Annotated in this window: 17 protein-coding genes; 11 read left to right on the forward strand and 6 right to left on the reverse strand. The window is 71.7% G+C overall.

Annotated features, from left to right (window positions below; genetic code table 11):
* Positions 1 to 87 precede the first annotated feature (87 nt).
* Together AC3AGO_RS29800 and AC3AGO_RS29805 are read left to right on the forward strand one after the other, a co-directional pair.
* Positions 88 to 852, forward strand: a complete 765-nt coding sequence (locus AC3AGO_RS29800) for a PIG-L family deacetylase (protein ID WP_487823356.1) — start codon at positions 88 to 90, stop codon at positions 850 to 852.
* 264 nt (positions 853 to 1,116) lie between these two features.
* Positions 1,117 to 2,856, forward strand: coding sequence for a BCCT family transporter (locus AC3AGO_RS29805; RefSeq protein WP_487823357.1), 1,740 nt, complete (start codon positions 1,117 to 1,119; stop codon positions 2,854 to 2,856).
* A 106-nt stretch (positions 2,857 to 2,962) separates the two neighbouring features.
* Here the strand turns inward: AC3AGO_RS29805 and AC3AGO_RS29810 are convergent, their stop codons facing one another.
* A complete protein-coding gene (locus AC3AGO_RS29810; protein ID WP_487823358.1) occupies positions 2,963 to 3,334 on the reverse strand; it encodes a hypothetical protein in 372 nt (123 codons plus the stop codon).
* A gap of 157 nt (positions 3,335 to 3,491) precedes the next feature.
* Between AC3AGO_RS29810 and AC3AGO_RS29815 the strand changes: the two genes are divergently transcribed.
* The 5 genes from AC3AGO_RS29815 (at position 3,492) to AC3AGO_RS29835 (ending at position 6,037) form a co-directional block, all read left to right on the forward strand.
* A complete protein-coding gene (locus AC3AGO_RS29815) occupies positions 3,492 to 3,896 on the forward strand; it encodes an ArsR/SmtB family transcription factor (RefSeq protein ID WP_487823359.1) in 405 nt (134 codons plus the stop codon).
* Positions 3,893 to 4,345, forward strand: coding sequence for an SRPBCC family protein (locus AC3AGO_RS29820; protein WP_487823360.1), 453 nt, complete (start codon positions 3,893 to 3,895; stop codon positions 4,343 to 4,345). The genes AC3AGO_RS29815 and AC3AGO_RS29820 overlap by 4 nt, the downstream gene beginning before the upstream one ends.
* Positions 4,346 to 4,439: 94 nt before the next feature.
* Positions 4,440 to 4,853 (forward strand): VOC family protein, encoded by a 414-nt coding sequence (locus AC3AGO_RS29825; protein ID WP_487823361.1) that lies wholly within the window; start codon positions 4,440 to 4,442, stop codon positions 4,851 to 4,853.
* A 116-nt stretch (positions 4,854 to 4,969) separates the two neighbouring features.
* Entirely contained in the window at positions 4,970 to 5,479 is a 510-nt protein-coding gene (locus AC3AGO_RS29830; RefSeq protein WP_487823362.1) for an N-acetyltransferase family protein, read from the forward strand.
* A 96-nt stretch (positions 5,480 to 5,575) separates the two neighbouring features.
* Complete coding sequence (locus AC3AGO_RS29835; protein ID WP_487823363.1) at positions 5,576 to 6,037, forward strand: hypothetical protein; 462 nt, start codon at positions 5,576 to 5,578, stop codon at positions 6,035 to 6,037.
* A 46-nt stretch (positions 6,038 to 6,083) separates the two neighbouring features.
* On the opposite strand, the gene AC3AGO_RS29840 is transcribed toward AC3AGO_RS29835, so the two are convergent.
* On the reverse strand, positions 6,084 to 6,449 hold the full coding sequence (locus tag AC3AGO_RS29840; RefSeq protein WP_487823364.1) for a VOC family protein: 366 nt from the start codon (positions 6,447 to 6,449) through the stop codon (positions 6,084 to 6,086).
* A 159-nt stretch (positions 6,450 to 6,608) separates the two neighbouring features.
* Positions 6,609 to 7,457 (reverse strand): oxygenase MpaB family protein, encoded by an 849-nt coding sequence (locus AC3AGO_RS29845; protein WP_487823365.1) that lies wholly within the window; start codon positions 7,455 to 7,457, stop codon positions 6,609 to 6,611.
* A gap of 299 nt (positions 7,458 to 7,756) precedes the next feature.
* Here AC3AGO_RS29845 and AC3AGO_RS29850 point away from each other — a divergent pair, with 299 nt between their 5' ends.
* Positions 7,757 to 8,716, forward strand: a complete 960-nt coding sequence (locus tag AC3AGO_RS29850; protein ID WP_487823366.1) for a hypothetical protein — start codon at positions 7,757 to 7,759, stop codon at positions 8,714 to 8,716.
* A 63-nt stretch (positions 8,717 to 8,779) separates the two neighbouring features.
* Here the strand turns inward: AC3AGO_RS29850 and AC3AGO_RS29855 are convergent, their stop codons facing one another.
* Positions 8,780 to 9,838: a tartrate dehydrogenase gene (locus tag AC3AGO_RS29855; protein WP_487823367.1), complete on the reverse strand. Its 1,059-nt coding sequence runs from the start codon at positions 9,836 to 9,838 to the stop codon at positions 8,780 to 8,782.
* Positions 9,839 to 10,088: 250 nt separating this feature from the next.
* Complete coding sequence (locus AC3AGO_RS29860; RefSeq protein WP_487823368.1) at positions 10,089 to 11,006, reverse strand: LysR family transcriptional regulator; 918 nt, start codon at positions 11,004 to 11,006, stop codon at positions 10,089 to 10,091.
* Positions 11,007 to 11,194: 188 nt separating this feature from the next.
* On the opposite strand from AC3AGO_RS29860, the gene AC3AGO_RS29865 reads away from it, so the two are divergent.
* From AC3AGO_RS29865 to AC3AGO_RS29875, 3 genes are all read left to right on the forward strand, one after another.
* The gene (locus AC3AGO_RS29865) at positions 11,195 to 12,091 is read left to right on the forward strand and encodes an alpha/beta fold hydrolase (protein WP_487823369.1); all 897 of its coding nucleotides are present in this window, start codon (positions 11,195 to 11,197) and stop codon (positions 12,089 to 12,091) included.
* A gap of 138 nt (positions 12,092 to 12,229) precedes the next feature.
* Entirely contained in the window at positions 12,230 to 13,879 is a 1,650-nt protein-coding gene (locus AC3AGO_RS29870; protein WP_487823370.1) for an amidohydrolase, read from the forward strand.
* A 130-nt stretch (positions 13,880 to 14,009) separates the two neighbouring features.
* The gene (locus AC3AGO_RS29875; RefSeq protein WP_487823371.1) at positions 14,010 to 14,762 is read left to right on the forward strand and encodes an SDR family NAD(P)-dependent oxidoreductase; all 753 of its coding nucleotides are present in this window, start codon (positions 14,010 to 14,012) and stop codon (positions 14,760 to 14,762) included.
* Between the two features lie 150 nt (positions 14,763 to 14,912).
* Here the strand turns inward: AC3AGO_RS29875 and AC3AGO_RS29880 are convergent, their stop codons facing one another.
* Entirely contained in the window at positions 14,913 to 15,368 is a 456-nt protein-coding gene (locus AC3AGO_RS29880; RefSeq protein WP_487823372.1) for a tellurite resistance TerB family protein, read from the reverse strand.
* Positions 15,369 to 15,450 lie beyond the last annotated feature (82 nt).

Below are 15,450 nucleotides of genomic sequence, written 5' to 3' on the forward strand. Positions count from 1 at the left end.
GCGGGCCCCGCCCACCCGGGCATGCGTTCAAGTCCCGCTAAGGTGCGGACGCGACGAGCCGTGCAGGTATTCCCAGGAGGAGGAACCGTGGCCGAGCCCAGCCTGATGTGCGTCCACGCACACCCCGACGACGAGGCCCTGTGGACCGGCGGCACCCTCGCGCGCTACGCCGAAGCCGGGGCCAGAACGGCCGTCGTCACCTGCACCTGGGCCGAGGGCACCCGGCGGGTCGGCGAACTGGCGCGCTCCCTGGAGATCCTCGGCGCGGGGAAGCCGCGGCTCCTCGGCCACGCCGACGCGCGCGTGCCGGAGTCCGCGCCCGGCGCCCCGCGCTTCCTCGACGTCCCGCTGGACGAGGCGGTGGGTCAACTCGTCGCCCACATCAGGGAGTTCCGGCCCGATGTCGTGATCACGTACGACGGCTACGGCGGGTACGGGCACGAGGACCACGTTCACGCGCACCGTGTCACGGCCCTCGCCGTCGAGGCCGCCGGACACGACCAGCTGTACCCGGAGGCGGGGGAGCCGTGGCGGCCCCGCTCCCTCCAGCTGGTGACGTTCCCCCGTTCTCTCGCCGAACCGCTCTGGCGCGGCCTGTTCGGCGCCGCGCACGGCACACCCGTCCCCGGCGTACCCGACGAGCAGCTCGGCACCGTCCTCGACGTCGCCGCCTGGGCGGACCGCAAATGGGACGCCCTGCACGCGCACGTCTCCGAGATCGAACGCGGCGCCGGTGTCTCGATGCTCACGGCCCTCCCCGAGGAGACCCGCGCCCGTCTGCTCGCCACGGAGCACTACCTCCGCCGCGACGCCCCCGCCGGACTCCCGCCCGCGGACGACCTGTTCGCCTGAGAGGGCACTCTCACGGACTGACGAAAGGGCAGCTCGCAGGGGGTGAGCGGCGGGCCGGCCGCACGGGCGGAGAGTTGGGGAAAATTTGACCGAATCGGGTCACACCTAGCAAGCTCCCCTCCGACCAGCGCACACGGCGGCCGTCCGCAGAACCGAAGCACCGCAGCGACATGGACCGGCCCCTGTGCGCATGCCGACGTCCTGGGCTCGATGGTGTGCCCTGCGGTTGTGCCGGCGGCGCGCCCGTACGACCCGAGGAACACCATGCCCAGCCCTGAAGCCCCCGCCGTCACCGACGCGGAGGCCCCGGACGACGACGAAGCACACGATCCGGCACCCGCCCCCGCAGGGGACGGCAGACGCCGCACCGACCTGCCCGTACTGGCGGTCGGCGGCGGACTGCTCGCCGCGTTCGTCATCGCCGCCCTTGTCGCACCCACCGCCACAGGGGAGGCCGTCACCGCCGCCTCCGGCGCCGCGGCACGCTGGTTCGGCCCGCTGTGGCAGGTGCTGCTGCTCGCCACGTTCGGCGTCGCCCTCTTCCTGGGCTTCTCCCGGTACGGCAAGGTCCGGCTCGGCGGCACGGACCGCCCCGAGTACGGCCGCTTCCAGTGGCTCGCCATGGTCATGTGCACCCTGCTCGCGGGCGGCGGCGTCTTCTTCGCCGCCGGTGAACCGGTGCAGCACTTCGCCGAAACGCCGCCCCTCTACAAGGGCGTCACCCCCGGCTCGCAGGAGGCGGGCAGCGACGCGCTCGCGCAGAGCTTCGCCCACTGGGGCTTCCTCGCCTGGGCCGTCCTCGGCACCCTCGGCACCATCGTCATGATGCGCGGCCGGGACAAGGGCATGCCCCTGCGCCCCCGTACGCTGCTCCACCCGCTGATGGGCGAGCGCATCCGGCACTCCAAGCTGGGCGCCGTCGTCGACATCATCTGCATCATCGCCGTGGTCGCCGGCACGGTGGGGCCGATCGGCTTCCTCGGACTCCAGGTCTCGTACGGGCTGTCGCACGTCTTCGGAATCCCCGACGGCTACCCCGTGCAGCTGTCCGTCATCCTCGTGCTCACCGCCATCGCCGTACTGTCGGTCATCACCGGCATCGACCGGGGCATCCAGTTCTTCAGCCGGCTGAACATCTGGCTCGCCGTGGCCCTGATGGCCGCCTTCCTGGCGCTCGGCTCCGTCGGCTTCGTCATGGACTCGTTCCTCGGCGGATTCGGCCAGTACGCACGGGACTTCATTCCGCTCGCGCTCAACCGCACCGACCACGCCTGGCTCAACCAGTGGACCGTCTTCTACTTCGGCTGGTTCCTCGGCTACGCCCCGCTCATGGCGATCTTCGTGGCCCGGATCTCCCGCGGCCGCACCCTGCGCGACCTCGTCGTCTCCTCCTCGCTGGTGGCGCCGGTCGCGACGATGGTCTGGTTCACCGTGTTCGGCGGCACCGGCATCTTCTTCGAGCAGCAGGACCCCGGCTCCATCTCCGGGCCGCTGAAGTCCTCCGGCATCAACGCGGCGGTCGTCTCCATCGCCGACCAGTTCCCCTTCGGCGGCGTCATCGGCATCGCCCTCCTGCTGCTCACGCTCACGTTCGTCGTCACGACGACCGACTCGATGTCGTACAGCATCGCCGCGGCGGGCACGAAGTCCGGCGAACCGACCGTCGGCGTACGGGCGTTCTGGGGCCTGCTGATGGGTGCTGCGGCGGCCGTACTGATCGTCGTCGGCGACGGCGGCATCACCGCGCTGCAGTCCTTCATCGTCGTCACCGCGGTCCCCGTCGGCTTCCTCATGCTCCCGACGCTCTGGACCGCGCCCCGCATCGCCAAGGAGATGGCCGCCGAACAGGGCCTGACCCCGCCGCAGTCGCCCGCGCGGCCGGCGACGGAGACGGAAGGGACGCCGGACATGGCGTCCGGCGAGCAGACGGACCAGCCGGGCGAGCAGGCCGATGAGGCCGATGGCCGGCCCGTCGCGACGGCGGGCGCCGGCCGGGAGCGCTGACCGTACGCGCCCCGTCTCCCCGTTCCACACGGCAGGGCCCCTCACCGCGGTGCAGCGGTGCGGGACCCTGCCGTGCAGCCGGCCGCCGGTCCGGGGCGGGGAACGGTCAGCGGTTCTCCAGCCGCAGCCGGACCTCCTGCTCCTGATCGCCGGCCGCCAGGCTCTCCACGCGGACCGAGACCACCTCGCCGAGCGTCTTCTTCAGCTTGGCCACGGAACCCGGCGTGCCCTGGACGTCCGCGGTCATGGAGCCGTGCAGCACGGCGGTGCCCGGCTCTCCGCGCGACTGCGAGACGTCGAAGACCGACGACCACACGGTGGGATGCCCGCCGCCCGCGGCCCTCGCCACCTCCGACGGCTCCCTGTCGCAGGCGAACGCACTGCCCAGCGCGGTGAACAGAGCCCGCGCGTCTTCCTTCTCGCACCCGCTGAGCTGTACGGACACCTCAGCTGCCGCGTCCTGCGCACCGATGGCCATCACTGCTCACCCTCTCGTTCGAAATCGCCGGCCGTCCGGAGCTCCGGCAACGTATCCACAGGCGGCGCGTACCCCCGCGAACGAGGCAAATCACTCCGTGGCCGCCGACTCAAGATCCAGATGACAGGTAGGGAATCCCCTACGTATATTCAGGGTCATGAACAGCGCGCACGACCGCGAGCACGACCGGATCTTCGCCGCGCTCGCCAGCCCCGCACGCCGTGAGGTGCTGCGCCGGCTGCGGGACGAAGGGCCGCAGCCCGTCGCCGAGTTGGCGAGCCGCTTCGACATGGCCCGGCCCAGCCTCTCCGAGCATCTGCGGGTGCTGCGGGACGCGGGCCTGGTCAGCGAGCGCAAAGCCGGCCGGCAGCGGCTGTACCGGCTGGAGGCGGGACCCCTGTCGGGAGTGCACGACTGGCTCAGCCCCTTCGAGCGGTTCTGGCGCGGCAAGCTCACCGGGCTCCGGGACGTGCTCGACGACATGGACGACGACCCCCACGACACGTACGGCACCGGTGCGCCCCGCGACGCCGGGCGCGAGAAGGATGACGAGGCACCATGACCGATGACGACCGGACCGCCGTCCACGTCGACCAGTTCCTGCCGCACCCGCCGGAGAAGGTCTGGCGCGCGCTGACCGAACCCGAGCTGATCGCGCGGTGGTTCATGCCCGGCGACTTCCGCCTGGAGACCGGCCACCGCTACACCCTCCAGGCGCAGGCCGTCCCCGCGACCGGGTTCTCCGGCGCCGTCCGGGCGGAGGTCCTCGGCTTCACCCCGCGGCGGATGCTCCGCATCGGCTGGCAGGACGCCGACCCTTCGAGCGGTGCCGACGTGGACTGGACGATCACCTGGACGCTGGAGCCGGAGGGCACCGGCACCCGCCTGTTTCTCGCCCACGAGGGCTTCGACCCGGACGACCCGCTGCAGCAGAAGGCCCGCACGATCATGGGCGGCGGCTGGCGCACGGCGGTCCTCCGCGGCCTGGAGAAGGCCCTGGACGGCATGTGACCTGCGGCGCGGCGCCGGCCGGCGCCGAGTGTCGGAGGCCGCCGGTAAGGTCTGGGACCGGTCCTGTGAAGTGGCGATTTTCCGGGGAGAGTTCATGCGTGTGATCGACTTCGACCATCTCGTGCTCAACGTCGCCGACACCGAGCGTGCTCTCGCGTTCTACTGCGGGCCGCTCGGGCTGGAGCCCGTCCGGGTCGACGAGTGGCGGGCGGGAAAGGTGCCGTTCGCGTCCGTGCGGATCAGCGATACGACGATCATCGACCTTGTGGAGCGGAAGCCCGATCGTGCGGCGCGGCAGGAGGGGGAGGCGGCGAGCGGGTCGAACGTCGACCACATCTGTCTCGTCGTCGAGCCCCTGGACTGGCAAAAGGTCGTCGACTCCGGCGAGTTCACCGTGCTCGACGGGCCGGGCGAGCGGTTCGGGGCACGCGGCAATGCCCAGTCGCTGTACGTGGAGGACCCGGACGGGAACACCGTCGAGCTCCGCTGGTATCCGCAGGACGCCTGACGCGGGACACATGACGCGTGAGGCGGGACGCCTGGCGCGGGGCCTTACGGGGCGGCGGCAGCGATGGTTGGCGTGTGAAAGTGACAACGTCCGTGTGATCGGAGACGCTCGGCGGCATGCAGATCAGAACAGGTACCCGGGACGATGCGGAGCAGATCGCCGCGTTGCACGCCGAGAGCTGGCGCACCGCGTACGCGGGAATGATGCCGCCGAGTTTCCTCGAAGGGCCGCTCGACGAGGACCGGCTGGCCGTCTGGCGGGGCCGGCTCGCCCAACCGCAGGACGGCGCGGGCCTGTTCCTGGCGGTGGACGGGGAGACGATCGAGGGCTTCGCCTATCTCGCGCCGGCCGAGGACGGCCGGATCCTCCTGGAGAACCTGCACGCCCGGCCGGGACGTACGGGCAGCGGCATCGGCGGACTGCTGCTGCGGCACTCGCTCGCCTGGGCCGCGGACGAACACCCCGGCCGGGACGTCTTCCTGGAGGTCCTGCGCGACAACACCCGCGCCATCGCCTTCTACGAGCGGCACGGGGCGCGTCGTACGGGCGAGGGCGTGGCCCGCTTCCAACAGGGCTTCGAACTCCACGAGTTCGAGTACGCGTGGAAGGCGGGCGCCACCGTCTGACGGGGCCCGCCGCCCCGTGAAGTCCCCTGGTCGTGGCGGGGTACGGGCACCGCGCCGCGGAGTACCGTGCCGCGTAGGGCGTCTGCGGGGGTCGCGATGGGGAAGATCCTGCTCAGCTGGATGGTTGAGGCGCTGATCGGGGCCGCGGCGACATGGTTCCTCGCGCGCTACGGCGACACGGGGACGTTCGCCGGACTCACCGGCACGGGCGCCCTGATGGCGGTGACGGTGCTGCTCGTCCAGACCGATGTGCGGCTGACGCTGCTGGTCTTCCTGATCGGTCTGGTCATCCCGTTCGTGGGGGCCGGAGTCTTCGAGCAGCAGCAGGGCAAGCCGATCTCCGCGGTCGTCAAGAACGAGCCGGGGAGCGGGACCACGCTGGGCAACACCACGGACCGGCTGAAGAACGACGTCGAAAAGCCGGACGACAACGGCGGCACGGAGGATCCCGACGGGGAGACCTCAGGCCAGGGCGAGGGCCAGGATGCCGGTCAGGGCCAGGACGCGGGGCAGGATCAGAGGCAGGGCGCCGATCAGGTCCAGGACGCCGGGAAGTGACGGGCCGCCCCGCCGCCGTACCCTCTTCTCGCCTCCGGCCGCCGGCTCAGGTCGCGGCCCCCGCCTCGTGCAGTTCGATCGCGTTGCCGTCCGGGTCGGAGAGGAACGCCTGGCGCGCGGAGGCGATCCGCACCGGCGCGCTCACCTTGACGCCCTCGCCGCGCAGTTCGTCGGACGCCGCGTCCAAGTCGGCGACCTGGAGCGCGAAATGCTGGCCGCCGGCAGCGGGCGGAGTGCCGAGCGACAGGTGCAGCTGCTGGTTTCCCGCCGCGAGCCAGGCGCCGGGCCCGAGGTCCGAGGGGCGTCCGGGGAGCCGCGCCAGGCCGAGCAGGCGCGTGTAGAAGTCCGCGGACTTCTCGACATCGGTGACGAGCACGGTGACATGGTGGAGCGCCAGCGGCTGGACGGGCACGGAAATCCCTCTCACTGGACAGTGCTTGCTGCGGTGCGTCAGTGAGTCTGTGCGGCGGCCGCATTTCATGTCAAGACATATGGACGGGTCGGTGTGATCCGGCGGCGCGCCGCCGCTGCCCCCGGAGCCGCCTCACGCGCATCTGTACCCCGCAGCTCCTCACACGAACGGTGTGCCCCGGCGGATGCGCCGCCGCGCGTCCCACAGGCACAGATTCCAGGGGAACTCGCGGGCGGGGCGCGGCAGAAAGCGGCTCGTACGGGCGACCGTCCCCATCAGGGCGCGGAACGCGAACGCGCGGCGCCTGTTCCAGGCCAGGCCCATGCCGTCGCGGAACGGCGGGCGGAGGAAGCCGGCCGTGATGAGCCGGTGCAGCGGGCCGAGGAGCCGGTTCAGGGGGAAGGGGAGGATGCCGAACGAGGCGATCTGGTCGTACAGATACGTACGGGTGGTCTCGTCGAACTCGACCTTCTTCAGGCCCTCGTTCCAGTACGCCTCGAAGGCGGCGCGGTCCGCCGGCCACATGTCCGCGGGCACCTGGAGGGTGGTGGCCAGGCGGGAGCACTCGCGGTAGAGGCGGTCCTTCGCGCCTGGCGGCAGCGGCCCGTACATCATCTCCGCCACGTCGTCCATGCCGACGTACAGGCAGGCGGCGACCCACAGTTGGAGGTCCCGGTCGAGCGCGTTGTAGCGGACGGGCGCGCCGGGCTCCGAACGTACCTGCCGGTGCTGGCCGTTGATCTCCTCGCGCATGACGACCCGTTCGTGGTCGGTGCCGAACATCGCGATCATGATGTAACTGAGGGTGGTCCGGCCGCGCTTGAGGGGGTGCAGATCGGCACGGCCACTCTCGACCTTGCTGAGCGCGACGCCGTGACCGACGGGCAGTTGCGCCAGCTCCATGATGACGTTCGCCCCGGCAGCGGCCAGTGCGGTGGCGCCGAGGAGTGAGCGCATGAACTCCGGTGCCTGCTCGGACAGTTCGGGTTCCGTTCCGGTGTCGCTCATCGTGCCCTCCGAGGCGCGCGAGACGGGGTGCGCCGCGCCGTCAGCCCCAACGGCACGCTGCAACAAAGCTATGTGATTTGTATCGTCGTTACGCGCCCGAAGCAAGCATGCGTCCTCCGTTTCCGGGCTCCCTTCCAGTCTTCCCCGAGAAGGAGGTGACGGGGTGTCAGGGGTGGGGCGTGGCGACCCGACGCCGGGGAGGCTTCGGGGCTTCGGGCTCCCGGGGGAGGGGTCGGGCGGGAAAATGGGCGAGATGAAAAATTGGAGTCACCCCAAGAATTTCGGCTAGGGTGGGCCGTATGACCTTCACCTTCGGCGTGTATCCCGGCGCGCTCCTGGGCTCCGACACCGGCGCCGTCCACCCCGTCACGCCGGACGACCCGGAGCGGATCACCGACGCGCTGCGGCAGCTCCAGGGGCAGGCCGCGGCGCCGCTGCTGGTGCGCGCGTACCGGCCGTTCGCCGCCACCGTCCCCGCCGACTCGCCGCCCACCCCGGCCCGCCCGGAGCGGCTGCTGGGTGAGGGGCGGCGGCTCGACCTGGTGCTCAACTACCGTGAGCCGACGGGCGCCCTCGACGGCTGGCTGGACTTCGTCCGCGAGACCGTGCGTACGGAAGGGCACAGGCTGGCGTCACTGCAGCTGTGCGAGGAGCCGAACGCCGACCTCCCCGTGCTCGACGGGTCCACGCCCAACGTGCTCCAGGCCCTCGTCGAGGGCGTGATCGCCGCCAAGGAGGAGGCGCGCGCCCACGGCCACGACGTCGCCGTCGGCTTCAACGCCGTCCTCGCCTTCGACCCTGCCGACACCTTCTGGCGCGACCTCGGCGCGCTCGCCGACGACCGCTTCCACCGGGCGCTGGACTACGTCGGGCTCGACTTCTTCCCGGACGTCTTCCGGCCCGTGCCCGACGGGCAGCTGGCGGAGGTGGTGGCCGCGGTCGTCCGGGCGTTCCGGGAGGACAGCCTCGCGCAGGCGGGCATCGGGCCCGACGTACCCGTACGCGTCTGCGAGAACGGCTGGCCCACCGGCCCCGGGCGCACCGAACAGCGGCAGGCAGCCGTCATCGACGAGATCGTCCGCACCCTGCACGGGCTCCGCGAATCCCTCCACCTCACCGGCTACTCGCTGTTCAGTCTCCGCGACGCGAACAGTGCCGGCGACGGCACCTTCGACCGCTTCGGCCTCCTCCACGACGACTACACCCCCAAGCCCGCCTTCGACACCTACCGCACCCTCATCGCCGAACTGAGCGCGTAGCGCCGGCGAGGTTCCACGTGTGCGGGTGGGGTGCGCCGGAGCAGGGTGACGGGCTGTCATAGGTCAGAGGCGGGTGAGGAGTTCGTCGGTGAAGGTTGTGGTGGTGGCGGAGCCGCCGAGGTCGGGTGTGCGGACCGGGGTCTCGGCGAGGACCGTGCGCATCGCGGCGGTGACGTCGGCCGCCGCCTCCGGGTGGCCGAGGTGGTCGAGCATCATGGCCGCCGACCAGATCGCGCCGAGCGGATTGGCGACGCCCTGCCCGGCGATGTCCGGCGCCGAACCGTGCACCGGCTCGAACATGGACGGGTGGTCGCGTTCCGGATTGAGGTTCGCCGACGGGGCGATGCCGATGCTGCCCGCCACGGCGGCCGCCAGGTCGGAGAGGATGTCGCCGAACAGATTGGACCCCACGACCACGTCGAACCGCGCCGGGTCCAGCACGAACTTGGCGGCCAGCGCGTCGATGTGCTCCTGATCCCACGTCACATCCGGGTGGTGTGCCGCACGTTCGGCCACCAGCTCGTCCCAGAACGGCATCGTGTGCACGATGCCGTTGGACTTCGTGGCGGACGTCAGCCGCCCGCCGCGCCGTGCGGCGAGACCGAAGGCGTGATCCACCACCCGCGTCACGCCCTGCCGGGTGAACACGGCCTCCTGTACGGCCATTTCCTCGGGGAAACCGCGGTTGAGCCGGCCGCCGATCTCGCTGTACTCGCCCTCGACGTTCTCCCGTACGACGACGAAGTCGACCTCGCCCGCCGCCGCGTTCCGCAGCGGGCTCTCGATGCCGTCGAAGACGCGGATGGGCCGCACGTTGACGTACTGGCGGAACGTGCGGCGGATCGGAATGAGCAGCCCCCACAGCGACACATGATCCGGAACGCCGGGATAGCCGACGGCTCCCAGCAGCACCGAATCGAAGCCGCGCAGCCGGTCGAGCCCGTCCTCGGGCATCATCGCGCCCTCGCGCAGATAGCGCTCACAGGACCAGTCGAAACTCTCGTACGAGAAGGACACCCCGTGCCGGGCACCGACGGTGTCCAGCACGCGGCAGGCGGGCGGCAGCACCTCGGTACCGATGCCGTCGCCGGGGATCAGGGCTATGCGGTGGGTCGTCGTCATACGGGAATTGCAGCAATGCGCGGTGGACCGCGTCCAAGTCCCAGATCCCATGTGGCTTATAGGCGGGGGTTATCGGTGGGGGAGCGGGTCGGCCGGTCGGGCGGCCGTGATCGGGCGGTCGGGCGGCCGGCGGCGAAGGGGCGGGGGAGGGAGCGGGCGGTGCGGGTGTGGCGGGGAACGGCCCTGCTCGGGGCGGCGGTGCGCCGGTCCGCATCGCTCAGAGCCGTGGGCGGCGCTCGGGAGGAGGCGCTCAGGGAGTCGGGAGGTCGGCCGGGTCCGGGTCCCGGGTCGACGCGGGCTCCCTCGCGGAGGCGAGGAACGCGGTTGCCGCCGGGGTGAGCGCGGTGTGCCGGGTGACCAGCGCGATGTGCAGGCTTGTCGTCGGCTCGACCGTCAGCACGAGGGCGCCCGCCTGCTCCGCGAACTCCCGCCAGGAGTCGGTGACCACGGCCAGCCCCACGCCGCCCAGCACCAACGGCAGGATCGCCACCCGGTGTTCGGTCTCCACCGCGATGGAGCAGTCCACCCCGGAGGCCCGCAGATCGTCCACGAACTTGCGCATGCCCGTACCGTGCTGCCCGACGATCAGCCGCTGCCCGCTCAACTGCCCATGCCGCACCGTCTCGCCCCGCCGGAAGGGCCCGCCGGGCGGCGCGAGCAGCACGAACTGCTGCTCCACCACGGGATAGACGGCCACCTCGGCACTCTCCAACGGCGTGGGCGAGGCGATGAGGCCCAGCTCGGCCACCCCCGTACGCACCCGCTCCGTCACGTCCCGCGGGGTGAAGGCCGCCTGGACGGAGAGCGTCACCTGCGGGTGCCGTTCGGCGAAGCGGCGGATCATGCCGGTGAGCGGTTCGATGGACTGGGTGGGCATGACGGCGATGTCCACCTGGCCGCTCCGCAGTCCGTGCACCGACTCGACGCTCGCCCGGGCCAGTTCCAGGCTGCGGACGGCGGTCCGCGCCGGCTCGATGAGAGCGGTGCCCGCCTCGGTGAGCACTGCTCTCCTTCCGATGCGGTGGAACAGCTCGCTGCCCAGGTCCCGTTCGAGGGAGCGCACCGACTGGGAGAGCGAGGGCTGGGAGAGATAGAGCGCGGAGGCGGCGCGGTTGAAGCCGCCGTGGTCCACCACGGCGAGGAAGTACTCCAGCTGTCTGACGTCCACGGTCCCGCCTTCCCACGCGCCGCCGTGTACCGGCTGCCGCGTACCGGCCGCCGCGTGCCGCGCAGTCTTCGGTGAGCGCGGCCTCGACGAGCCGGTGCTCGACAAGCGCAGCCTCGATAAGCGCAGCCTATAAGGATTGTCGGTAACGGGACTTGGACGGGGCGCGGTGCCGGTGCTGGGATCGGAGCATGACGGAACTGCTGCCGCCCGAGTTCGCCCGCCGCACCGTGACCGCCGGCGATGTCCGTATCAACGTGCGCGTCGCGGGGGACGGGCCGCCCGTGCTGCTGTTGCACGGCTATCCGCAGACCCATGTCATCTGGCACCACGTGGCGCCGCTGCTGGCCGCGGAGCACACCGTGGTCCTCGCCGACCTGCGCGGCTACGGCGACAGCGACAAGCCGGAGTCGGACGCGGACCACGCCCCGTACGCGAAGCGCGCCATGGCCCGCGACCAGCTGCTGGTGATGCGCGAACTGGGCTTCGAACGGTTCGCCGTCGCCGGACACGACCGCGGCGGCCGCGTCGCCCACCGGCTCGCCCTCGACCACCCGGAGGCCGTCTCGGCGCTGGCCGTGCTCGACATCGTGCCGACCCGGCACGCCTTCCGGCACGCGGACGCGGCCTTCGGACTCGGCTACTGGCACTGGTACTTCCTCGCCACCGGCGACGGCATCCCCGAACATCTCATCGGCCAGGACCCGGAGTTCTGGATCCGCGCGCGGATGGGCTCCCGACACCACGGCGGCACCCCCTTCGCGCCCGAGGCGATGGACGAGTACGTGCGCTGCTTCTCCGACCCGGCCGCCATCCACGCCTCGTGCGAGGACTACCGGGCCGCCGCGAGCATCGACCTGATCCACGACGACGCGGACGCGGCGCGCGGCCACCGTGTGACGAGCCCGCTGCTGGCCCTGTGGGGCGAACACGGCTTCGTCGGCGGCCACTACGACGTTCTCGAAGCGTGGCGCGAATACGCCGACGACGTGACGGGCCAGGCCCTCCCCTGCGACCACTACGTCCCCGAAGAGGCCCCCGCCGCGACGGCCCGCCTCCTCGCGGAGTTCTTCAAACGGGAGGGCTGAGCTTCAAGCGGGAGGCTGAGGCGGTGAGCCTTTTTCGGGCCCGCGTCAGCTGTCCGGGCGCTCCCCGCCGCTGCCCTGTCCGCTGAATTGCCCGCCCCCGACGCCCCGTTCGGAAAGTCCCCTACCGGAGGTCCCCTCATGCAGCACGACCGTCCCGCCGACCTCGTCCTCACCGGCGGCCCGGTGCACACCGCCGACGCGGCCCGCAGCCGCGCGAGCAGCCTGGCCGTACGCGGCGAACGCATCGTCGCCGTCGGCCACGACGAGGTGCGCGACCTCATCGGCCCGAGCACCGAAGTCGTCGACCTGCGCGGCCGGTTGCTGCTCCCCGGGTTCCAGGACGCGCACATCCACCCTGTCGGCGGCGGCGTCGAGATGGGCCAGTGCGATCTGTCCGGCGCCGTCACCGCCGACGCGTACCGCGAACGCATCCGTACGTACGCCGACGCGAACCCGCACCTGCCGTGGATCACCGGCGGCGGCTGGTCCATGGAGGCGTTCCCGGGAGGCACCCCCACCCGGGAGTTCCTCGACGCGCTCGTGCCGGACCGGCCCGTCTACCTCGTCAACCGCGACCACCACGGCGGCTGGGCCAACTCCCGCGCCCTCGACCTGGCCGGCGTCACCGCCGGCACCTCCGACCCGGCCGACGGCCGCGTCGAACGCGACGAACACGGCGTCCCCACCGGCACGTTGCAGGAGGGCGCCATGAGCCTCGTCGCCTCCCTGATCCCCGAACCCACCCTCGCCGAGCAGACCGCGGGGCTGCTCCGCGCCCAGGAACTGCTCCACTCGTACGGGGTGACCTCCTGGCAGGACGCGCTGCTCGGGAAGCTCGGCGGCATGAGCGACCCGTCACCCGCGTACGCGGCGGCCGTACGCGACGGTCTGCTCACCGCGCGCGTGAACGGTGCGCTGTGGTGGGACCGGGCCCGCGGCCCCGAGCAGATCCCGGAACTCGCCGCCAAGGCGAAGGACTTGGCAGGCGGCCGGCTGCGCGTGCACACCGTGAAGATCATGCAGGACGGCATCGCGGAGAACCACACCGCGGCACTCCTCGGCCCCTACCTCACGGGCTGCGGCTGCGCCTCCGACAACAGCGGCATCTCCTTCGTCGAGCCGGCCGCGCTGTGCGAGGCCGTCACCCGCCTCGACGCGGAGGGCTTCCAGGTCCACTTCCACGCCCTCGGCGACCGCGCGGTCCGCGAAGCCCTCGACGCGGTCGAGGCCGCGCGCGGTGCCAACGGCTGGACGGACACCCGCCCGCACCTCGCCCATCTCCAGATCGTCCACCCCGACGACGTACCCCGCTTCCGCCGACTCGGGGCGACGGCGAACATGCAGACCCTGTGGGCGGCCCACGAACCGCAGATGGACGACCTCACCATCCCCTTCCTCGGGCCCGAACGGACCGCGCAGCAGTACCCGTTCGGCGATCTGCTGCGTACCGGCGCGACCCTCGCGGCCGGCAGCGACTGGCCCGTCAGCAGCCCCGACCCGCTCGCCGCGCTGCAGGTCGCCGTCACTCGCCGCATCCCCGGCGCCGACGCTCCCGCTTTCCTGCCCGAACAGTGCCTCGACCTCGGCTCGGCGCTCGCCGCGTACACGGCGGGCAGCGCGTACGTGAACCACGCCGACGACACCGGCACCCTCCGCGCCGGTCACCTCGCCGACCTGACCGTGCTGGACCGGGACCTGTTCGCGGGGCCGCCGGAGTCGATCGCGGAGGCGCGCGTGCTGCAGACGTACGTGGGCGGCGAGCGGGTGTACGCGGCCGACGACGCGTAACGGCCCCGGGCCCGGGGCGCGGGGGTCTCCGTGAACGGGCCACGTACCGGCGCGTGTCGGGGCTGCCGCGTGGGGAGGGTCGCCGTACGGTCCGATTCTCCCGGGCCGCACGACAACCAACGGAGACCGCATGAACGACCTGTTCACGCTCGACGGCAGGACCGCGCTGGTGACCGGCGGCGCGCAGGGCATCGGTGAGGCCATCGTCACCGTGCTGCGCGATGCCGGGGCCCGGGTGTTCATCTGCGACCGCAACGAGGACGCCGGCAAGGCGACGTCGGACCGGCTGGGCGTGGAGTTCGTCGCCGCCGACGTCACCGACTCGGCGAGCGTCGACGCCGCCTTCACCCATGTGGCCACCACAGCGGGCTCGTTGGACATCGCCGTCAACAACGCGGGCGTCGTACAGAACAAGCCGAGCGAGGACCTGGACGACGACGAGTGGCGGCGCGTGCTGTCGGTCAACCTCGACGGAGTGTTCTACTGCTGTCGCGCCGCCGGCCGCATCATGCTCCGCCAGGGCTCGGGCAGCATCGTCAACACCGGCAGCATGAGCGGCCACATCGCCAACCACCCGCAGCCGCAGTCCGCTTACAACGCGTCCAAGGCCGGCGTCATCCACCTCACGAAATCGCTGGCGGGGGAGTGGTCGGGCCGCGGCGTACGGGTCAACTCGGTCTCGCCCGGCTACGTCGGCACGGAGCTCACCCAGCGCGGCATGGGCAACGAGGAGTGGCGCCGGGCCTGGCTGGACAACACCCCGCAGGGCCGGGTCGGCGCGCCGCGCGAGATCGCGCCCGCCGTCCTCTTCCTGGCCTCCGACGCCGCGAGCTACTGCACGGGCACGGATCTGGTCGTGGACGGCGGCTACACCGTGTGGTGACGGGGCCCGGCCCGCCCCGGGGCTTTCAGGTCCGGGGCGGGCGACGGCTGTCCGTACGTACGGGAACTCCGGCCGGGCGGTGGGGCGTTGCGGGTGGGTGCACGGGGCCCCGGTCGTCGCCCGCTTCCCGGTCGTACGCCAGCCGTCGAGTCAGACGTCGAACTCGGCGGGCGGGAGGTCGAGGGCGTGGCAGGCCTCGCGGACCACGCCGCGCTCCGTGGCGTCGAAGTCGCCGTCCGCGCCGCCGATCACGATGCCGATCTGGATCACGGCGCGCGCCTCGGTCGGCTTCTTCTTCACCTTCGCGACCTCCTGGAGGACGCTCACCTTGCCGAAGTCGTAGTCGGCGATGAGCTTGCCCAGGTACTCCTCGAAGCGCTGCCGCAGATCGTCGGCGGGGAAGTTCTGCAGCACCTCGTTGGCGGTGATCAGCTGCGCGACCCGCTGCCGCTCCGTCGGGTCGATGCTGCCGTCGGCGGCGGCGACCAGGGCGCACATGGCCATGCTGGAGTCGCGGAACGCGCCGCTCTTCAAGTCGTTCTTCTTCGCCTCCAGTTGACTCTGCATCGACTGGGCGGATTCCTTGAGGCGGTCCCACAGGGCCATGGCGTACTCCCGGTTCGCTCGGGCGGATATCTACAACAGTGTAGAAGTTAGCAGGTGTATGACCGTTCCCGACGCCCGAAGG

This window comes from Streptomyces sp. BL1 (assembly GCF_057628045.1).